Annotated in this window: 14 protein-coding genes; 8 read left to right on the top strand and 6 right to left on the bottom strand. The window is 63.5% G+C overall.

The window, feature by feature from the left end:
• Positions 1-18: 18 nt before the first annotated feature.
• The 4 genes from O7A70_RS20615 to puuE are packed head-to-tail and all read right to left on the bottom strand — an operon-like array spanning position 19 to position 3403.
• On the bottom strand, positions 19-612 hold the full coding sequence (locus O7A70_RS20615; RefSeq protein WP_337142024.1) for a nucleoside deaminase: 594 nt from the start codon (positions 610-612) through the stop codon (positions 19-21).
• Positions 612-1115 carry an ureidoglycolate lyase gene (locus tag O7A70_RS20610; protein ID WP_337142023.1) on the bottom strand — a complete coding sequence of 168 codons (504 nt, stop codon included), beginning with the start codon at positions 1113-1115 and terminating at the stop codon, positions 612-614. Before O7A70_RS20610 ends, O7A70_RS20615 begins: the two co-directional genes overlap by 1 nt.
• On the bottom strand, positions 1112-1975 hold the full coding sequence (locus O7A70_RS20605) for a bifunctional allantoicase/(S)-ureidoglycine aminohydrolase (RefSeq protein ID WP_337142022.1): 864 nt from the start codon (positions 1973-1975) through the stop codon (positions 1112-1114). Before O7A70_RS20605 ends, O7A70_RS20610 begins: the two co-directional genes overlap by 4 nt.
• Positions 1976-1984: 9 nt before the next feature.
• Positions 1985-3403, bottom strand: a complete 1419-nt coding sequence (puuE, locus tag O7A70_RS20600; RefSeq protein WP_337142021.1) for an allantoinase PuuE — start codon at positions 3401-3403, stop codon at positions 1985-1987.
• A 204-nt stretch (positions 3404-3607) separates the two neighbouring features.
• Between puuE and uraH the strand changes: the two genes are divergently transcribed.
• From uraH to xdhC, 4 genes are all read left to right on the top strand, one after another.
• Positions 3608-3982: a hydroxyisourate hydrolase gene (uraH, locus tag O7A70_RS20595; RefSeq protein WP_027142780.1), complete on the top strand. Its 375-nt coding sequence runs from the start codon at positions 3608-3610 to the stop codon at positions 3980-3982.
• Positions 3983-3985: 3 nt separating this feature from the next.
• Positions 3986-5467: a xanthine dehydrogenase small subunit gene (gene xdhA, locus O7A70_RS20590; protein ID WP_337142020.1), complete on the top strand. Its 1482-nt coding sequence runs from the start codon at positions 3986-3988 to the stop codon at positions 5465-5467.
• Positions 5467-7830, top strand: a complete 2364-nt coding sequence (gene xdhB / locus O7A70_RS20585) for a xanthine dehydrogenase molybdopterin binding subunit (protein WP_337142019.1) — start codon at positions 5467-5469, stop codon at positions 7828-7830. Before xdhA ends, xdhB begins: the two co-directional genes overlap by 1 nt.
• 64 nt (positions 7831-7894) lie before the next feature.
• Positions 7895-8806 carry a xanthine dehydrogenase accessory protein XdhC gene (xdhC, locus tag O7A70_RS20580; RefSeq protein ID WP_027142783.1) on the top strand — a complete coding sequence of 304 codons (912 nt, stop codon included), beginning with the start codon at positions 7895-7897 and terminating at the stop codon, positions 8804-8806.
• 74 nt (positions 8807-8880) lie between these two features.
• Here xdhC and O7A70_RS20575 read toward each other — a convergent pair whose 3' ends face one another.
• Positions 8881-9801, bottom strand: coding sequence for a LysR family transcriptional regulator (locus O7A70_RS20575; RefSeq protein WP_027142784.1), 921 nt, complete (start codon positions 9799-9801; stop codon positions 8881-8883).
• 132 nt (positions 9802-9933) lie between these two features.
• Here O7A70_RS20575 and O7A70_RS20570 point away from each other — a divergent pair, with 132 nt between their 5' ends.
• From O7A70_RS20570 to O7A70_RS20555, 4 genes are all read left to right on the top strand, one after another.
• Entirely contained in the window at positions 9934-11151 is a 1218-nt protein-coding gene (locus O7A70_RS20570; protein WP_337142018.1) for a urate hydroxylase PuuD, read from the top strand.
• 2 nt (positions 11152-11153) lie between these two features.
• Positions 11154-12470 (top strand): guanine deaminase, encoded by a 1317-nt coding sequence (gene guaD, locus O7A70_RS20565; protein WP_337142017.1) that lies wholly within the window; start codon positions 11154-11156, stop codon positions 12468-12470.
• 211 nt (positions 12471-12681) lie between these two features.
• Positions 12682-13185 (top strand): heme-degrading domain-containing protein, encoded by a 504-nt coding sequence (locus O7A70_RS20560; protein ID WP_337142015.1) that lies wholly within the window; start codon positions 12682-12684, stop codon positions 13183-13185.
• The gene (locus O7A70_RS20555; RefSeq protein ID WP_337142013.1) at positions 13182-14447 is read left to right on the top strand and encodes a glycerate kinase type-2 family protein; all 1266 of its coding nucleotides are present in this window, start codon (positions 13182-13184) and stop codon (positions 14445-14447) included. The genes O7A70_RS20560 and O7A70_RS20555 overlap by 4 nt, the downstream gene beginning before the upstream one ends.
• Positions 14448-14556: 109 nt before the next feature.
• On the opposite strand, the gene O7A70_RS20550 is transcribed toward O7A70_RS20555, so the two are convergent.
• Positions 14557-15282, bottom strand: a complete 726-nt coding sequence (locus O7A70_RS20550; RefSeq protein WP_280940096.1) for a UdgX family uracil-DNA binding protein — start codon at positions 15280-15282, stop codon at positions 14557-14559.
• Between the last annotated feature and the right edge of the window lie 22 nt (positions 15283-15304).

Raw genomic sequence — 15304 nt, 5'->3', positions numbered from 1 at the left:
GCTACCTGTTTCATACTATCAATTCAGCGGAATGTCGGTTTCGGCCTTGTTCGCCTGATAGACGCCGGACAGCTCGTCATAGCGTCCGGAAATCCTGCCGATCCGATCCTCCAGCCGCTGGCGCTCGACCTCGGGCAGCGCTCTCACCAGCCTGCGGATCGAAAAACTTTTCCAATAGGCGTTCTCGGCATTGTAGCCGCCGGGATCAAGGGTGAAGACCTCTTTCAGGATTTTGAGGTCATGCGGGATGGCGAAACTGTCGCGCGAATCCTCGTGGCTGAACAAATAGTAGAAATTGTCGAAGCCGGTCCAGGTGATCGCCGACAGGCAGAGCGAACAGGGTTCATGCGTGGCAATGAAGATGGCATCTTTCGTGTCGACACGTTCGGCCTTGGGCATTTCGTAAAAGCGCTTCAGGCAATGCACCTCGCCATGCCAGAGCGGGTTTTCCATCTCGTTGTTGGTTTCGGCCAGCACCAGCGAACGGTCGTCCTTGCGCAGGATCGCCGCTCCGAACAGCTTGTTGCCGTGCGCGACGCCTTCTGCCGTCTTCGGCACGATGTCGTGCTCGATCACGTCGAGCAGGCGGTCGATCAGCGAAATGTCGGTCATCACAAGCTCTCGTCGGGGAGATGGATCTCGTAGGCGTGCGAGAAATGGAATTCCTCGAGATTGGCTCCGTCGCCGCCACGGTCGACGATCAAAAAGTCCTGAGGCTCTCCGATGGGCGTCAGCACGCCGTGCCACAGATTGCGGGAATAGTTGATGCCTTGCCCCGGTGCGGTGATGAAGGCATGCGGCTCGCCCGGCCCCTCCTTGCCGTCATGGCAGACGACGACCAGGAACGGACGTGGCGACAGCGGGATGAACGCTTGGCTGCCCAAGGGGTGGCGCTCCACCATGGTCAGCTTCAGCGGCATCTCGTAAGGCGTGCCGCGTACCATGGAAATCAGCACGCGGGCGTTAGGTCCTGCAGCCTCAGCGGTGGCGAGATCGTGGTAGCGCTCGGCCTTGCCGCCATTGATCGGATAGTGATTGTCGCCGCCCATGTCGATGACGTCGCCGAATTCGGCAAAGGCCTCACGGGTCAGCGGCCGCGCGACGATGCGGGTCATGACGTCCGCTTCGCGATGCCAGCCCCGCCGAGCTTGGCGTGCCGGTTGACATCCTTGTAGAGCAGATAGCGGAATTTGCCGGGGCCGCCGGCATAGCAGGCCTGCGGGCAGAAGGCGCGCAGCCACATATAGTCGCCGGCCTCGACTTCGACCCAGTCCTGGTTGAGCCGGTAGACCGCCTTGCCTTCGAGCACATAGAGCCCGTGTTCCATGACATGTGTCTCGGCGAAAGGAATGACCGCGCCGGGCTCGAGCGTGACGATGGTCATGTGCATGTCGTGGCGCAGATCGGCGGGATCGACGAACCGCGTCGTTGCCCAGCGGCCCTCGGTGCCCGGCATCGGGGTCGGCGCGATCTCCTGTTCCTTGGTGAAGAAGGCCTTGGGAATCTCGAGACCGTCGACCGCCTCATATGCCTTGCGTATCCAGTGGAAGCGGACAGCCGCCTTGCTTTCGTTGCGGACTGTCCAGCCGCTGGCAGGCGGCAGGAAAGCAAAGCCGCCGGGGCTCAAGCTATGCTTCTTGCCGTCGAGCAGAACCGTCAGTTCGCCCTCGACCACGAACAGGGCGCCCTCGGCGCCGGCATCGGGCTCGGGCCGGTCGCTGCCACCGCCGGGCGCGACCTCGACGATGTATTGCGAAAACGTCTCGGCGAAGCCGGACAGCGGCCGCGACAGGATCCAGACGCGGGTCTTGTCCCAGAACGGCAAGGCGCTGGTGACGATGTCCTGCATCACCCCCTTGGGAATGACGGCATAGGCCTCGGTGAAGACGGCGCGTCCGGTCAGAAGTTCGTTCTGGCCGGAATGGCCGCCCTGTGGGGCATAATAGGTGCGCTCGGGCATCCTGATCGTATCCATGGTTCAAACCTATTGTGGAAGCATGTCCTTGAGGCGGAGCAGCGCGATGCGCTCGACCTGCTTGCAAGCGGTTTCGAATTCGACGCCGCGGCCGTTGCCGATGCGGGCTTCGAATTCGGCTAGGATTTCCTCCTTTGTCTTGCCTTTCACCGCGATGATGAAGGGAAAGCCGAAGGTGGTGACGTAGGCGGCGTTGAGCTTGGAGAACAATTCACGCTCCTTGTCGGTCAGCGCGTCGAGACCGGCGGAAGCCTGTTCCCTGGTCGATTCCGCCGTCAGCCGCCTGGCTTTGGCCAGCTTGCCGGCGAGGTCGGGATGGGCGTTGAGCACGCCGAGCCGCTCGGTTTCGCTGGCGGAACGGAAGATACGGCAGAGCGCATTGTGCAGGCCGCCGGCTGTGTCGTGCGCTGGGCCGAGCTCCAGCTCGTAGGCCCGTTCGGCAATCCAGGGCGAATGCTCGAACACGCCGCCGAAGGTGTGAACGAACGTCTCGAATTCCATCTTCGACGGGCGCAGAGCGGCCGGTTGATAGGGGTGATTTTCCTGCCAGTGCTTGGCGATGTCGATGCGCCGCGCCAGCCAGACCTTGTCGTGCGACTTGACATAATCGACGAAGCGTTTCAGCGCCGCCACCCGGCCCGGCCGCCCGACGAGGCGGCAGTGCAGGCCGATGTTCATCATGCGCGGCCTGCCAGCCTTGCCCTCGGCATAGAGTGTATCGAAACTATCCCTGAGATAGGCAAAGAACTGGTCGCCCGAGTTGAAACCCTGCGGCGTGGCAAAGCGCATGTCGTTGGCGTCGAGCGTGTAGGGGATGATGAGCTGCGTGCCGTCCGCATGCTCGAACCAGTAAGGCAGTTCGTCGTCATAGGTGTCCGAGACGTAGTCGAAGCCGCCTTCTTCGGCCACCAGCCGCACCGTGTTGACCGATGTGCGGCCCGTGTACCAGCCGGTCGGGCGCTGGCCGGTCACCTCGTAGTGCAGCTTGATCGCCGCTTCGAGGTCGCGGCGCTCGTCCTCGGCGTCGTGGTCGCGGTAATCGATCCACTTCAGCCCGTGCGAGGCGATTTCCCAGCCGGCCTCCTGCATGGCCGTGACCTGGTCGGGTGAGCGCGCGAGCGCCGTGGCGACGCCATAGCAGGTCACAGGCACTTGCTCTTCGCTGAACAGGCGCAGCAGCCGCCAGAAGCCGGCCCGCGCCCCATATTCGTAGATTGATTCCATATTCCAGTGGCGCTGGCCCACCCAGGGCGCCGCACCGACGATTTCCGACAGGAAGGCTTCCGAAGCCTTGTCGCCGTGGAGCACGCAGTTCTCGCCGCCCTCTTCGTAGTTGACGACGAACTGCACGGCGACATGCGCGCCGCCAGGCCATTTCGGATCCGGCGGATTGGCTCCGTAGCCACGCATGTCCCTGGTGTAACGCATCGTCCCTCCGCGCCCGGCATCACCGGAAGTATGATCAGGATATCGAAAGGGTGCTTCTCGCATTCCCCTCAAAATTTTTGAAAGTGTTTTTGTCGCACTCCGCTCGACCGGGACTTATGCATCGCCTTTAATTGGCGCACAATTCATCGTTAGTGCTCGATTGTACCGGCCAATTTGTTCGTATTGGAAAATGGGAGGCGGCCAATGGCAGAAACGTCGAAAGCCGATGGCGGGCGTCTGACGACCCATGTCCTGGATACCGCGACCGGTAGGCCGGCGGCGGGATTGTCGGTCGCACTCTACCATCTGGAGGGTTCCGCCCGCACGCTTCTGAAGACGGTCGTCACCAATGCCGACGGCCGCTGCGACGCGCCGCTGCTGGCGGGCGCCGACTTCCGCACCGGCGAATACGAGCTGGTGTTCGCGGCTGGCGACTATCTGCGCGGCCAGGGCACGAAGCTGCCCGCGCCTGCCTTCCTCGACAGCGTGCCGATCCGCTTCGGCATGGCGGAGGCGGTGCATTATCATGTACCATTGCTGATCTCGCCGTACGGCTATTCCACCTACAGGGGGAGCTGAGGCATGGCCAAGGTCAACATCCGCAACGAAATCCGCTTCATTCTGAATGGCAGGGATATCGCGCTGTCATCCGTGGCGCCCGATGCGACCTTGCTCGACTGGCTGCGGCTCGACCGTTCGCTGCGCGGCACCAAGGAAGGCTGTGCCGAGGGCGATTGCGGCGCCTGCACCGTGCTCATCGGCAAGCTTTCGGCCGCCGGACTGGTCTATGAAAGCGTCAATGCCTGCATCCGCTTCCTCGGCTCGCTCGACGGCACCCATGTCGTGACGGTCGAGCATCTGCGCGGTGTGTCTGGCCAGTTGCATCCTGTGCAGCAGGCGATGGTCGATTTCCATGGGTCGCAATGCGGCTTCTGCACGCCGGGTTTTATTATGTCGCTCTATGGCCTGTGGATGAAATCACCGGACCCATCGGATGCGGCCATCGAAAAAGCCTTGCAAGGCAATCTCTGCCGTTGCACCGGTTACGAGGCGATCATGCGTGCCGCGCACGCCATCTCGAGCTATGGCAAGGCGGCGAAGGACCCGCTGGCGGCGGAGCGCCGGGACATCACGACACGGCTGCAGGCGTTGCGCGATGGCGCCAGGATCGAGATGGGCTCCGGCAGGACGCGGCTGGTCGTGCCGGCCGATGCCGACGATTTCGCTTCTGTCTTCGAAAAAGAACCCACCGCCACCGTCGTCGCCGGTTCGACCGACGTTGGCCTGTGGGTGACCAAGCATATGCGCGAAATCTCGCCGGCGATCTTCATCGGCAATCTGCCGGGGCTTTGCACCATCACGGAAGACGATAGTGTCATATCGATCGGCGCCGGCGTCACCTACACCGAAGCTTTTTCGACACTGTCGAAACGCATCCCGGCGTTGGGACCGTTGTTCGACCGCATCGGCGGCGAACAGGTTCGCAACATGGGCACGATCGGCGGCAACGTCGCCAACGGCTCGCCGATCGGCGACACGCCGCCGCCGTTGATCGCACTCGGCGCACGGTTGACTTTGCGCAAGGGCAAGACGCGGCGCACGATCCCGTTGCAGGATTTTTTCATCGCCTATGGCAAGCAGGACCGCCAGCCAGGCGAGTTCGTCGAGGCCTTGCATGTGCCGGTGCCGGCAAAGGACGTGAAATTCGCCGTCTACAAGGTCACCAAGCGCCGCGACGAGGACATCACCGCGACCCTTGGGGCCTTCTGCCTGGCTCTGGCCAAGGATGGCACGGTGGCCGACATCCGCATCGCCTATGGCGGCATGGCGGCAACGCCGAAGCGGGCTGCGGCCGTTGAACAGGCTTTGATCGGCAAGGCCTGGAACGAAGCGACGGTGGAGGCGGCGATGGCGGAATACGCCAAGGACTTCACGCCGCTCACCGACATGCGCGCGAGCGCCGAATATCGAGCTCTGGCTGCAAAAAACCTTTTGTTGCGCTTTTACGTGGAAACCACGGGCACCAAGGTGCCGGTGCAGGTATCGCGCAGCGAGGCTGCCTGATGAACAAGCACGCCACATCAAACCACAAGGCCGAGAAGATCGTCGGCGGCATCGCTACCGACCAGCGGCATGATTCCGCCCACAAGCATGTCAGCGGCGGCGCCGTCTATATCGACGACATGCCGGAGCCGGCCGGCACGCTGCATGCCGGCCTTGGCCTGTCCAAGGTGGCGCATGGCGTTCTGAAAAGCGTCGATCTCTCGGCGGTGCGCGCGGCCCCCGGCGTCGTCGACGTGCTGACTTATGCCGACGTGCCGGGTGAGAACGATGTCTCGCCCAGCAACATGCATGACGATCCGGTGCTGGCGGAAGGCAAGGTGCAGTTCTTCGGCCAGCCCATCTTCGCGGTGATTGCCGAAACGCGCGAGGCAGCCCGGCGCGCCGCGCGCCTGGCCAGGATCGAGTATGACGAGCTTCCCGCCGTGATCGACATCTGGGACCTTGATCCGACGAAGGACAAGCAGGTGACCACGCCGCTGGTCCTGAAGCGCGGCGATGCGGCCGCGGCAATCAAGGCAGCGCCCCGCCGCATCAAGAGCCGCATGTGGCTTGGCGGCCAGGACCATTTCTACCTCGAAGGCCAGGTGTCGCTCGCCATCCCCGGCGAGGACGACGAGGTGACCGTCTACTGTTCGACCCAGGGGCCGAGCGAGACGCAGCATCTGGTCGCCCACACGCTCGGCGTGCCGAGTAACGCGGTGACGGTGGAGGTGCGCCGCATGGGCGGCGGCTTCGGCGGCAAGGAAACGCAGGCCAACCAGTGCGCCGCGATCGCCGCTATTGCCGCCAAGAGGCTGAAGCGCGCGGTCAAGATCCGGCTCGACCGCGACGAGGACATGACCGCCACCGGTAAGCGGCATGATTTCGCCATCGACTACGAGGTCGGCTTCGACGACGAGGGCAACATCCTTGGCGTCGACTTCACCTACGCTTTGCGCTGCGGCTTTTCCGCCGACCTGTCCGGCCCGGTCGGCGATCGTGCGCTGTTCCACTGCGACAACGCCTATTTCTATCCAGCGGTGCTGGCCAAATCGGCGCCGCTCTTTACCAACACCGTCTCCAACACCGCCTTTCGTGGCTTCGGCGGCCCGCAAGGCATGATCGGCGCCGAGCGCGTCATCGACGAGGTCGCCTTTTCGGTCGGCAAGGATTCGCTCGAGATCCGCAAGCTGAATTTCTACGATCCGATGGAAGCGATCGGCGGCCGCAACGTCACGCCCTATCACCAGAAGGTCGAGGACTGCATCATCCAGCGCATCGTGGCGGAACTGGAGGAGAGCGCCAGCTATGCGCGTCGCCGCCGCGAGATTTCGGCCTTCAACGCCAACAGCCGCTTCATCAAGCGCGGCCTGGCGCTGACGCCGGTCAAGTTTGGCATCTCCTTCACCAAGACCGAGTCCAACCAGGCCGGCGCGCTGGTGCATGTCTATGCCGACGGCTCGGTGCACATGAACCATGGCGGAACCGAAATGGGGCAGGGCCTGCACCTCAAGGTGGCGCAGGTCGTGGCCGAGGAATTCCAGATCGACCTCGACCGCGTGAAGATCACCGCCACCACCACCGCCAAGGTGCCCAACACCGCGCCGACGGCGGCGTCCTCGGGCGCCGATCTCAATGGCATGGCGGCACAGAACGCGGCGCGCCAGATCCGCCAGCGGCTGACCGACTTTGCCGCCGAGACATACCAGATCCCTGTCGACCAGGTGGTGTTCCTGCCAAACCGGGTGCGCGTCGGCAACCAGGAGGTCAGCTTCAACGATCTGGTCAAGCAGGCCTATATTGCGCGTGTGCAGCTCTCGGCCGCCGGCTTCTACAAGACGCCGAAGATCCACTGGGACCGCGGCAAGGGCCAGGGCCACGCCTTTTATTACTACGCCTATGGCGCGGCCTGCGCCGAAGTGTCGGTCGACACGCTAACCGGCGAATATGTCGTCGAGCGCGCCGATATCCTGCACGATTGCGGCCGTTCGCTGAACCGGGCCATCGACCTCGGCCAGATCGAGGGCGGCTTCATCCAGGGCATGGGGTGGCTGACCACCGAGGAATTGTGGTGGGACGACAAGGGCCGGCTGCGCACGCATGCGCCGTCGACCTACAAGATCCCGCTGGCGTCGGACCGACCGAAGATCTTCAACGTGGCGCTGACTGACTGGTCGCAGGCCTATGAACCGACCATCCATCGCTCCAAGGCGGTCGGCGAACCGCCGCTGCCGCATGGCATGGCGGTGCTGCACGCCCTGTCGGACGCAGTGGCCAGCGTCGCCGACCACAAGATCTGCCCGCGCCTCGACGCCCCGGCAACGCCAGAACGCGTGCTGATGGCAATCGAGCGGCTGAAGAAAGCGATCAAGGCCGGCGCCTGAATCTGGCAGAACGTGCAATTCGGACCGAAAAAGCCTATATTTCCCATTCGGGAACCGTGAAACCATGAACTCGAAAGCACAAAGCCTGAAAGCCTTTCTCGGCGGCGTCGGCCGTCTTGCCCTGGTCGAAGTGGCCGGCACCAGGGGCTCGACGCCGCGTGAGAAGGGCGCCTTCATGCTCGTCTCGCGAACGGCGATCTTTGGCACGATCGGCGGCGGTCAACTCGAATACATGGCCATCGACAAGGCGCGGCAGATGGTGGCGCCATCGGGTGGGTCCAACCGCCTGCAGTCGACGTCCCGCGTCGCGGTCGACGAAGTCCGCACCACGCTTGACGTCCCGCTCGGCCCCGAAATCGGCCAGTGCTGTGGCGGGCGGGTCGAGGTGCTGATCCGGTTGGTCGATACCGCATTGGCCGCCGAACTGGTCGCGGCGGCGGAAGCCGAGGAAGCTCATATGCCGCATGTCTATATTTTCGGCGGCGGTCATGTCGGCCAGGCGCTGGCGTCGACCATTGCGCTCCTTCCCGTGCGCGGCGTCGTCATCGAAACTCGCGCCGAGGCGCTGGAAGGCATGCCGGAAACCGTGGAGACTCGGCTGACCCCCATGCCGGAGGCCGAGGTGCGCAACGCCCCGGCCGGCACCGCCTTCGCCATCCTCACTCATGACCATGCGCTCGATTTCCTGATCGTCGCCGAGGCGCTGAAACGCGACGACGCGGCCTATGTCGGCATGATCGGGTCGAAGACCAAGAAAGCCACGTTCAGGAGCTGGTTCCTGAAGTCGGCGGACGGTACGGAGGCTGAATTCGCCCGCCTCGTCTCGCCGATCGGCGGCGATGCGGTCAAGGACAAGCGCCCGCCCGTCATCGCCGCGCTGGCGGCCGCCGAGATCATGACGGCGCTGGTCAGCCACGTGACCGCGGATCATCGGGCTCTGCAGGGCAAGGTGATGGCCCCGGCTAGACCAGCCTAGGCTGGCTTTCGCGCAAGGCAACCGGATCGGATAGGCCACGAGGCCATCACTTGCAGGCCAGTTCGCCCTTCCGCCTACTTGCCGGCCAGAAGATCCTTGATCAGCCGCTGGCAGCGCTCCGCCATGAAGTCGAGCAGCAGCCGCACCTTGGGGTCCTGCAGCTTCTTGTGCGGATAAACGGCCGCGAACTGCACCGGCGTCGGTGGCGTGTTGCTCAGGATCACCTTCAGCCGGCGGTCGCGGATGAACGGCTCGACCTCGAAGCGCGGCTTGTTGATGATGCCGCGCCCTGACAAGGCCCAACCGGTCAGCACGTCGCCATCATCGGTGTCGTATGGGCCGTGTACCTCGAACTTTTGCGGCCCGGTCGGGGTCTGCAAGGTCCAGACATATTCGCGCGCGCCGGAATAGCGCAGCATCAGGCAATCATGTTTCCTGCCGATCAGCTCCTGCGGCTCCATCGGCTCGCCGCGCGCCTCCAGATATTTTGGTGCGGCGACCAGCACGCGCTCGCATTCCATGATGCCACGCATCCGAAGACTGGAATCCTCGATGATGCCGAGCCGGAAGGCGACGTCGATGCCTTCCTTCATGATGTCGACATTGTGGTCCGAGAGCCTGAGCCGCACCTCGATGTCAGGGTATTTGTCATGGAAATCGGGAATGCCCGAGGCCACCAGCCGTCGCCCGAGACCGAGCGGCGCGGTGACGCGGATGGTGCCGCGCGGCTGGCCGGACAGCGCCGAGACGGCAGCCTCCGCCTCGGTGATCGCTTCCAGCACCTGCTTGGCGCCGGAATAGAAAACAGTGCCGTGTTCTGTTGGCATCAACTGCCGGGTGGTGCGGTTGAACAGCCGCACGCCGAGATGCTTCTCCAGTTCCTTGATGCGATTGGAGGCGACAGCCGGCGAAATGCGCATGTCGCGGCCGGCCGCCGACAGATTGCCGAGCTCGACGACGCGGACGAAGACGGCGATGTTGTCGAGATAGGCCATACGGAGCACCTTCGCCGGTTTGTGGCCATCAAACTAGTATTTTCCAATTTTTTTTGAAAGTCATCGTACACCTCGCCTCTTTTCGTTTGCGCACCACACCGTAAAGTCACCGGATCGGCAGGGACGACTTCAATGATGGATTTCGCGATTTTCTGGGACTGGCTGAGCTTCGCCGTGCGCTGGCTGCACGTCGTTACCGGCATCGCCTGGATCGGCTCGTCCTTCTACTTCGTCGCACTCGATCTTGGTCTGCGCCAGCGCCCGGGCATGCCGGTTGGGGCCTTCGGCGAGGAATGGCAGGTGCATGGCGGCGGCTTCTACCACATCCAGAAATATCTGGTGGCGCCGTCCGAGATGCCGGAACACCTGACCTGGTTCAAATGGGAATCCTACGCCACCTGGCTTTCCGGCTTCGCGATGCTGTGCGTGGTTTATTACGCCGGCGCTGACCTGTTCCTGATCGATCCCAACGTGCTGCCGATGTCGGTACCGGTCGGCATCCTGCTGTCGATGGCGACGATCGGCGTCGGCTGGGTGGTCTATGATCTCTTGTGCCGCTCGCCGCTCGGAAGAAGCGACACCGGCCTGATGCTGGTGCTCTACTGCGTGCTGGTGTTCATCGCCTGGGGGCTGACGCATCTGTTCACCGGCCGCGCCGCCTTCCTGCATCTGGGTGCCATCACCGCGACGATCATGTCGGCCAACGTCTTCATGGTCATCATTCCCAACCAGAAGATCGTCGTCGCCGACCTCATCGCCGGCCGCAAGCCGGATCCGAAATACGGCAAGATCGCCAAGCAGCGTTCGCTCCACAACAACTATCTGACGTTGCCCGTCCTGTTCCTGATGCTGTCGAACCATTATCCGCTGGCGTTCGGCACCGAGTTCAACTGGGTCATCGCCTCGCTGGTGTTCATCATCGGCGTCCTGATCCGGCATTATTTCAACAGCGTGCACAAGCGCGCCGGCAATCCGCACTGGACGTGGCTGGGCGCCCTTGTCCTGTTTCTCATCATCATCTGGCTGTCGACGGTGCCGAAGGTGCTGACCGGCGAACCCAAGGCCTCCGCCGCGGCTGAGGTCTATATCGCTTCGGCGCATTTCCCGGCCGTGCGCGACACCGTGCTCGGCCGCTGCTCGATGTGTCATTCACAGGAGCCGGTCTATGAAGGCATCTATCACGCACCCAAGGGGGTGATGCTGGATACGGACGCCGGCATCGCCGAGCATGCCCGCGATATCTATCTGCAGGCCGGCCGCAGCCACGCCATGCCGCCAGCCAATGTCTCGCAGATATCAGACAAGGAACGGGCGTTGCTGGTGGCGTGGTTCGAAGGCGCGGGGAAATAAGCATGACCTCGACACTTCTGCGTGGCCGCACGCTGTCCTTCGTGCGCTGGCCGCAAACCATCGACGACCACTCCGCCTGGCGCTACGAGGAGGATGGCGGGCTGCTGATAAGCGACGGCAGGATCATTGCGGCAGGCGCCTATGCCGATGTCGAGAAACAGGCCGGTGAGACGGCGAAAAAAATCGACCACCGGCCGCATCTGCTGCTGCCGGGCTTCATCGATGCCCATGTGCATTTCCCGCAGATGCAGGTCATCGCGTCCCATGGCGCCGAGCTGCTCGATTGGCTGAACACCTACACCTTTCCCGAGGAAACAAAATTCGCCAACGCCCAGCATGGCCGCCGCATCGCGCGCCTGTTCCTCGATGAGACGGTGCGCCATGGCACCACGACCGTTGCCGCCTACTGCTCCGTGCACAAGGCGTCGGCGGAAGCCTTCTTCGCCGAGTCGCATGCGCGCGACATGCTCAACGTCGCCGGCAAGGTGATGATGGACCGCAACGCGCCCGAAGGCGTGCTCGATACGCCGCAATCGGGCTATGACGACACCAAGGCGCTGATCGCCGAATGGCACGGCAAGGGCCGCCAGCTCTATGCCATCACGCCACGTTTCGCCATCACCTCGTCACCGGAGCAGATGGAGATGGCCGGCGCGTTGTGCCGCGAACATGCCGACCTGCACATGCAGACGCATCTGTCGGAAAACCACGCCGAGATCGCCTTCACCGGGGAACTCTACCCCTGGTCGCGCGACTACACCGATGTTTACGAGCATTATGGGCTGCTGGGCAAAAAGAGCCTGTTCGGCCACTGCATCCATTTGTCGGAGCGCGAGGCGGACGCCCTGTCGGACAGCGGTTCGGTGGCCGTGTTCTGCCCGACCTCGAACCTGTTCCTCGGTTCCGGCCTGTTCGACTATCAGCGCTTTCGTCGCCGCGACAAGCCGTTGCGCATAGGTGCCGCCACCGATGTCGGCGGCGGCACCAACTATTCGATGCTGCGCACCATGGACGAGGGCTACAAGGTCATCGCGCTCAATGGCGAGAAGCTGAACCCGTTCCAGTCTTTCTGGCAGATCACGCGCGGCAACGCAGAGGCGCTGTCGGTGACGGACAAGATCGGCACGTTGGAGGAAGGCACCGATGCAGACATCGTCGTGCTCGATGCCAGGGCGACGCCCGCCATGCGGCTCAGGATGGAGACGGTCGAGACGCTGGCGCAGGAATTGTTTCTGCTGCAGACGCTTGGCGACGACCGAGCCGTGCGCGAGGTCTATGTGGCGGGGCGCGCGGCCAAGAGCGACATGATCGCGGGGTGAACCCCGTCTTGCCAACCGAATTGCGAAGGGCAATTCGGGGCGATCCGGCCCCCCAAGGAGAGAGGAGACCGCCGGCGCTGGCGCCAGGCTCTTCTCCCAACCGGGAGAACGCGGCCGCGCGGCGGCCGGATGAGGGGGCGCCGCGATGGAAGCTTGACCCGGCCGATGTTGTCGTACAAACGAAACGTCACGATTTTCGGAGAAAAGAGACATGGCCGTTGCTGACGACATCGCTCTGATCAAGAGACAGGAAGAGACACTTGTCTTCGCAGCCTTCGACGAGGCCGTCGCCTTCGAGATCGGCGCAGCCATCCGTGGTCGTGCAATGGCCGAGAACCTGCCGATCATCGTCGACATCAGGCTATGGGACCGGCCGCTTTTCTATGCCGCCATGCCGGGTTCGAACGCTTCCAACCCCGACTGGGCGCGGCGCAAGATCAATGTCGTGAAGCGCTATCTCAGAAGCACTTACCGTCTGGTGCTTGAACAGCAACGTCCTGACCGCACCTTCAAGATCGGCGAGGGGCTGGATATTGCTGACTACGTGCTGGCCGGCGGCGGCTTCCCGGTCACGGTCAAGGGCGCCGGTGTCATCGGTGTGATCGCGGTGTCCGGCCTGCCGGAGCGCCAGGATCATGGCGTGGTGGTCGATGCGCTGTGCGATAACCTGGGCATGGACAGGCGCGAGCTGGCACTGTCCGCGGACCCCGAATGACCGTGCCCGATCCCAAGGTTTTTCTTACCTCGATCTTCAATGCCGCCGTCGCCGCCGCCGATCCGGAGCGTACCATCCGCGACCATTTGCCGGTCAGGCCCAGGGGCCGCACCATCGTCATCGGCGCCGGCAAGGGCTCGGCGCAGATGGCCGCGGCCTTCGAAAAGGTCTGGGATGGCCCGATCGAAGGGCTGGTCGTCACGCGCTACGGCTATGGCGCCAAATGCGAGCGCATCGAGATCATCGAGGCGGCGCATCCTGTACCGGACGCCGCCGGGCTCGAGGCCTCGCGGCGGCTGCTGGAGAAGGTGCACGGGCTGACAGCGGACGATCTGGTCGTGGCACTGATTTCCGGCGGGGGTTCGGCGCTGCTGCCGTCTCCGGCCGCCGGCCTGACGCTGGCCGACGAGATCGCCGTCAACGAGGCGCTGCTCGCCTCCGGCGCGCCGATCGCGGCGATGAACACCATCCGCAAGCACCTCTCCACCATCAAGGGCGGCCGGCTGGCTGCCGCGGCCTGGCCGGCCAAGGTGGTGTCGCTGGTGGTCTCCGACATCCCCGGCGACAATCCGGCCCTTGTCGCGTCCGGCCCGACCGTTCCCGATACCGGCAGCCGTGAAGATGCCCTGGCTTTGATATCAGCCCATGGCATGAAACTGCCGGACGCGGTCATGGCGCATATCCGGTCGCCTGCGGCCGACGCGCCAGATCCCGACGACGAGCGTTTTTCGCGTAACGAAGTGCATCTGATCGCATCAGCCGGCGTGTCGCTGGAAGCGGCAGCAGTAGAAGCCAGGCGGAAAGGCATTGAAGCCGTCATCCTCTCCGATGCCGTTGAAGGCGAAGCGCGCGAGGTCGGCGGCGTCCACGCCGCGATTGCCCGCGAAGTGGCGACGCGCAACCGGCCCTTCCAAAAGCCGGTTCTGATCCTTTCGGGCGGTGAGACCACCGTGACCTTGCGGGCCAAAGGCAAGGGTGGCCGCAACTCGGAATTCCTGCTCGCCTTCGCCATCGGCATCAATGGCTTGGAAGGCATTCATGCCTTGGCGGCCGACACCGACGGCATCGACGGTTCGGAAAACAATGCCGGCGCCTTCGCCGACGGCTCGACCGTTTCACGGATGCGCGCGGCGGGCGTGGATGCCAAGGCGATGCTCGCCGGCAACAATGCCTGGACGGCCTTCAATGCCGTCGGCGATCTCTTCGTGCCCGGCCCGACCGGCACGAACGTCAACGATCTCAGGGCAATTCTCGTCCGCTAATGCATGTCGCCCAAGTGACCTCGGTTTTGGGGGAAGGACATGCATCAACACAAAGACCTGAAGCGCGTCGCATGAATCCGTTTCGACGCGAAGCGCTTTAGACCGGCAATCAAGCGGCCATAAGCCGCTTCACCTGCTTCATATCCTGCAAAAACCGCTCGCGTTCGGCCTCTTTGTCGGCGTGATCACGAATACGCAGGATGAAGGAGGGATGAATGGTGATGAAGACCCGCAAGCCATCCTCGCGTTCGATCACCTGGCCGCGCATCTTGGTTACCGGTATCGCCTTGCCAAGCAGGGACAGCGCCGCCGTGGCGCCGAGCGCCACGGCGACGTTCGGCTTGATCAGGTCAAATTCCTGGTCGAGCCACCAGCGGCAGGCTTGAACCTCGCCGACATTCGGCTTGGAATGGATGCGCCGCTTGCCGCGCGGCTCGAATTTGAAGTGCTTGACCGCGTTGGTGACGTAGACCTTCAGGCGATCGACCCCGGCATCGTCCAATATGGCATCGAACACCTTGCCCGCCGGGCCGACGAATGGCTGGCCGGCGAGGTCTTCCTGGTCGCCCGGCTGTTCGCCGACAAAAATCACCTTGGCATTGTCAGGCCCTTCACCGAATACCGTCTGCGTCGCATCGCGCCAAAGCGGACAGCGGCGGCATCCCTTCGCGACCTCTCGCAATTCGGAAACCGTGTCCGCGGCATCGTCATCAGGTGTTTCGGCTGGCTGCTGCTTCGGCCAGTGCCTCGCCTGCACCTTGGCGTGGTGCGGCGCAGGCGTTGTCGGCATCTTCGCAATCATATCCCTGGCGGCCTTGTCCGCTCTCGCGATCAAGTCAGGAATGAGCGAGGCCTCG

The organism is Mesorhizobium sp. Cs1299R1N1 (assembly GCF_037179655.1).
GTDB classification, from domain to species: domain Bacteria; phylum Pseudomonadota; class Alphaproteobacteria; order Rhizobiales; family Rhizobiaceae; genus Mesorhizobium; species Mesorhizobium salmacidum.
This window is presented reverse-complemented; position numbering and strand designations above follow the sequence as displayed.

Bases quoted from the DNA above. Each gene is read 5' to 3' on its own strand.
- puuE (WP_337142021.1), bottom strand. From the start codon at position 3,403: ATGCGTTACACCAGGGACATGCGTGGCTACGGAGCCAATCCGCCGGAT.
- guaD (WP_337142017.1), top strand. From the start codon at position 11,154: ATGACCTCGACACTTCTGCGTGGCCGCACGCTGTCCTTCGTGCGCTGG.
- O7A70_RS20560 (WP_337142015.1), top strand. From the start codon at position 12,682: ATGGCCGTTGCTGACGACATCGCTCTGATCAAGAGACAGGAAGAGACA.
- xdhB (WP_337142019.1), top strand. From the start codon at position 5,467: ATGAACAAGCACGCCACATCAAACCACAAGGCCGAGAAGATCGTCGGC.
- xdhA (WP_337142020.1), top strand. From the start codon at position 3,986: ATGGCCAAGGTCAACATCCGCAACGAAATCCGCTTCATTCTGAATGGC.
- O7A70_RS20555 (WP_337142013.1), top strand. From the start codon at position 13,182: ATGACCGTGCCCGATCCCAAGGTTTTTCTTACCTCGATCTTCAATGCC.
- O7A70_RS20575 (WP_027142784.1), bottom strand. From the start codon at position 9,801: ATGGCCTATCTCGACAACATCGCCGTCTTCGTCCGCGTCGTCGAGCTC.
- O7A70_RS20610 (WP_337142023.1), bottom strand. From the start codon at position 1,115: ATGACCCGCATCGTCGCGCGGCCGCTGACCCGTGAGGCCTTTGCCGAA.
- O7A70_RS20615 (WP_337142024.1), bottom strand. From the start codon at position 612: ATGACCGACATTTCGCTGATCGACCGCCTGCTCGACGTGATCGAGCAC.
- O7A70_RS20570 (WP_337142018.1), top strand. From the start codon at position 9,934: ATGATGGATTTCGCGATTTTCTGGGACTGGCTGAGCTTCGCCGTGCGC.
- uraH (WP_027142780.1), top strand. From the start codon at position 3,608: ATGGCAGAAACGTCGAAAGCCGATGGCGGGCGTCTGACGACCCATGTC.
- xdhC (WP_027142783.1), top strand. From the start codon at position 7,895: ATGAACTCGAAAGCACAAAGCCTGAAAGCCTTTCTCGGCGGCGTCGGC.
- O7A70_RS20605 (WP_337142022.1), bottom strand. From the start codon at position 1,975: ATGGATACGATCAGGATGCCCGAGCGCACCTATTATGCCCCACAGGGC.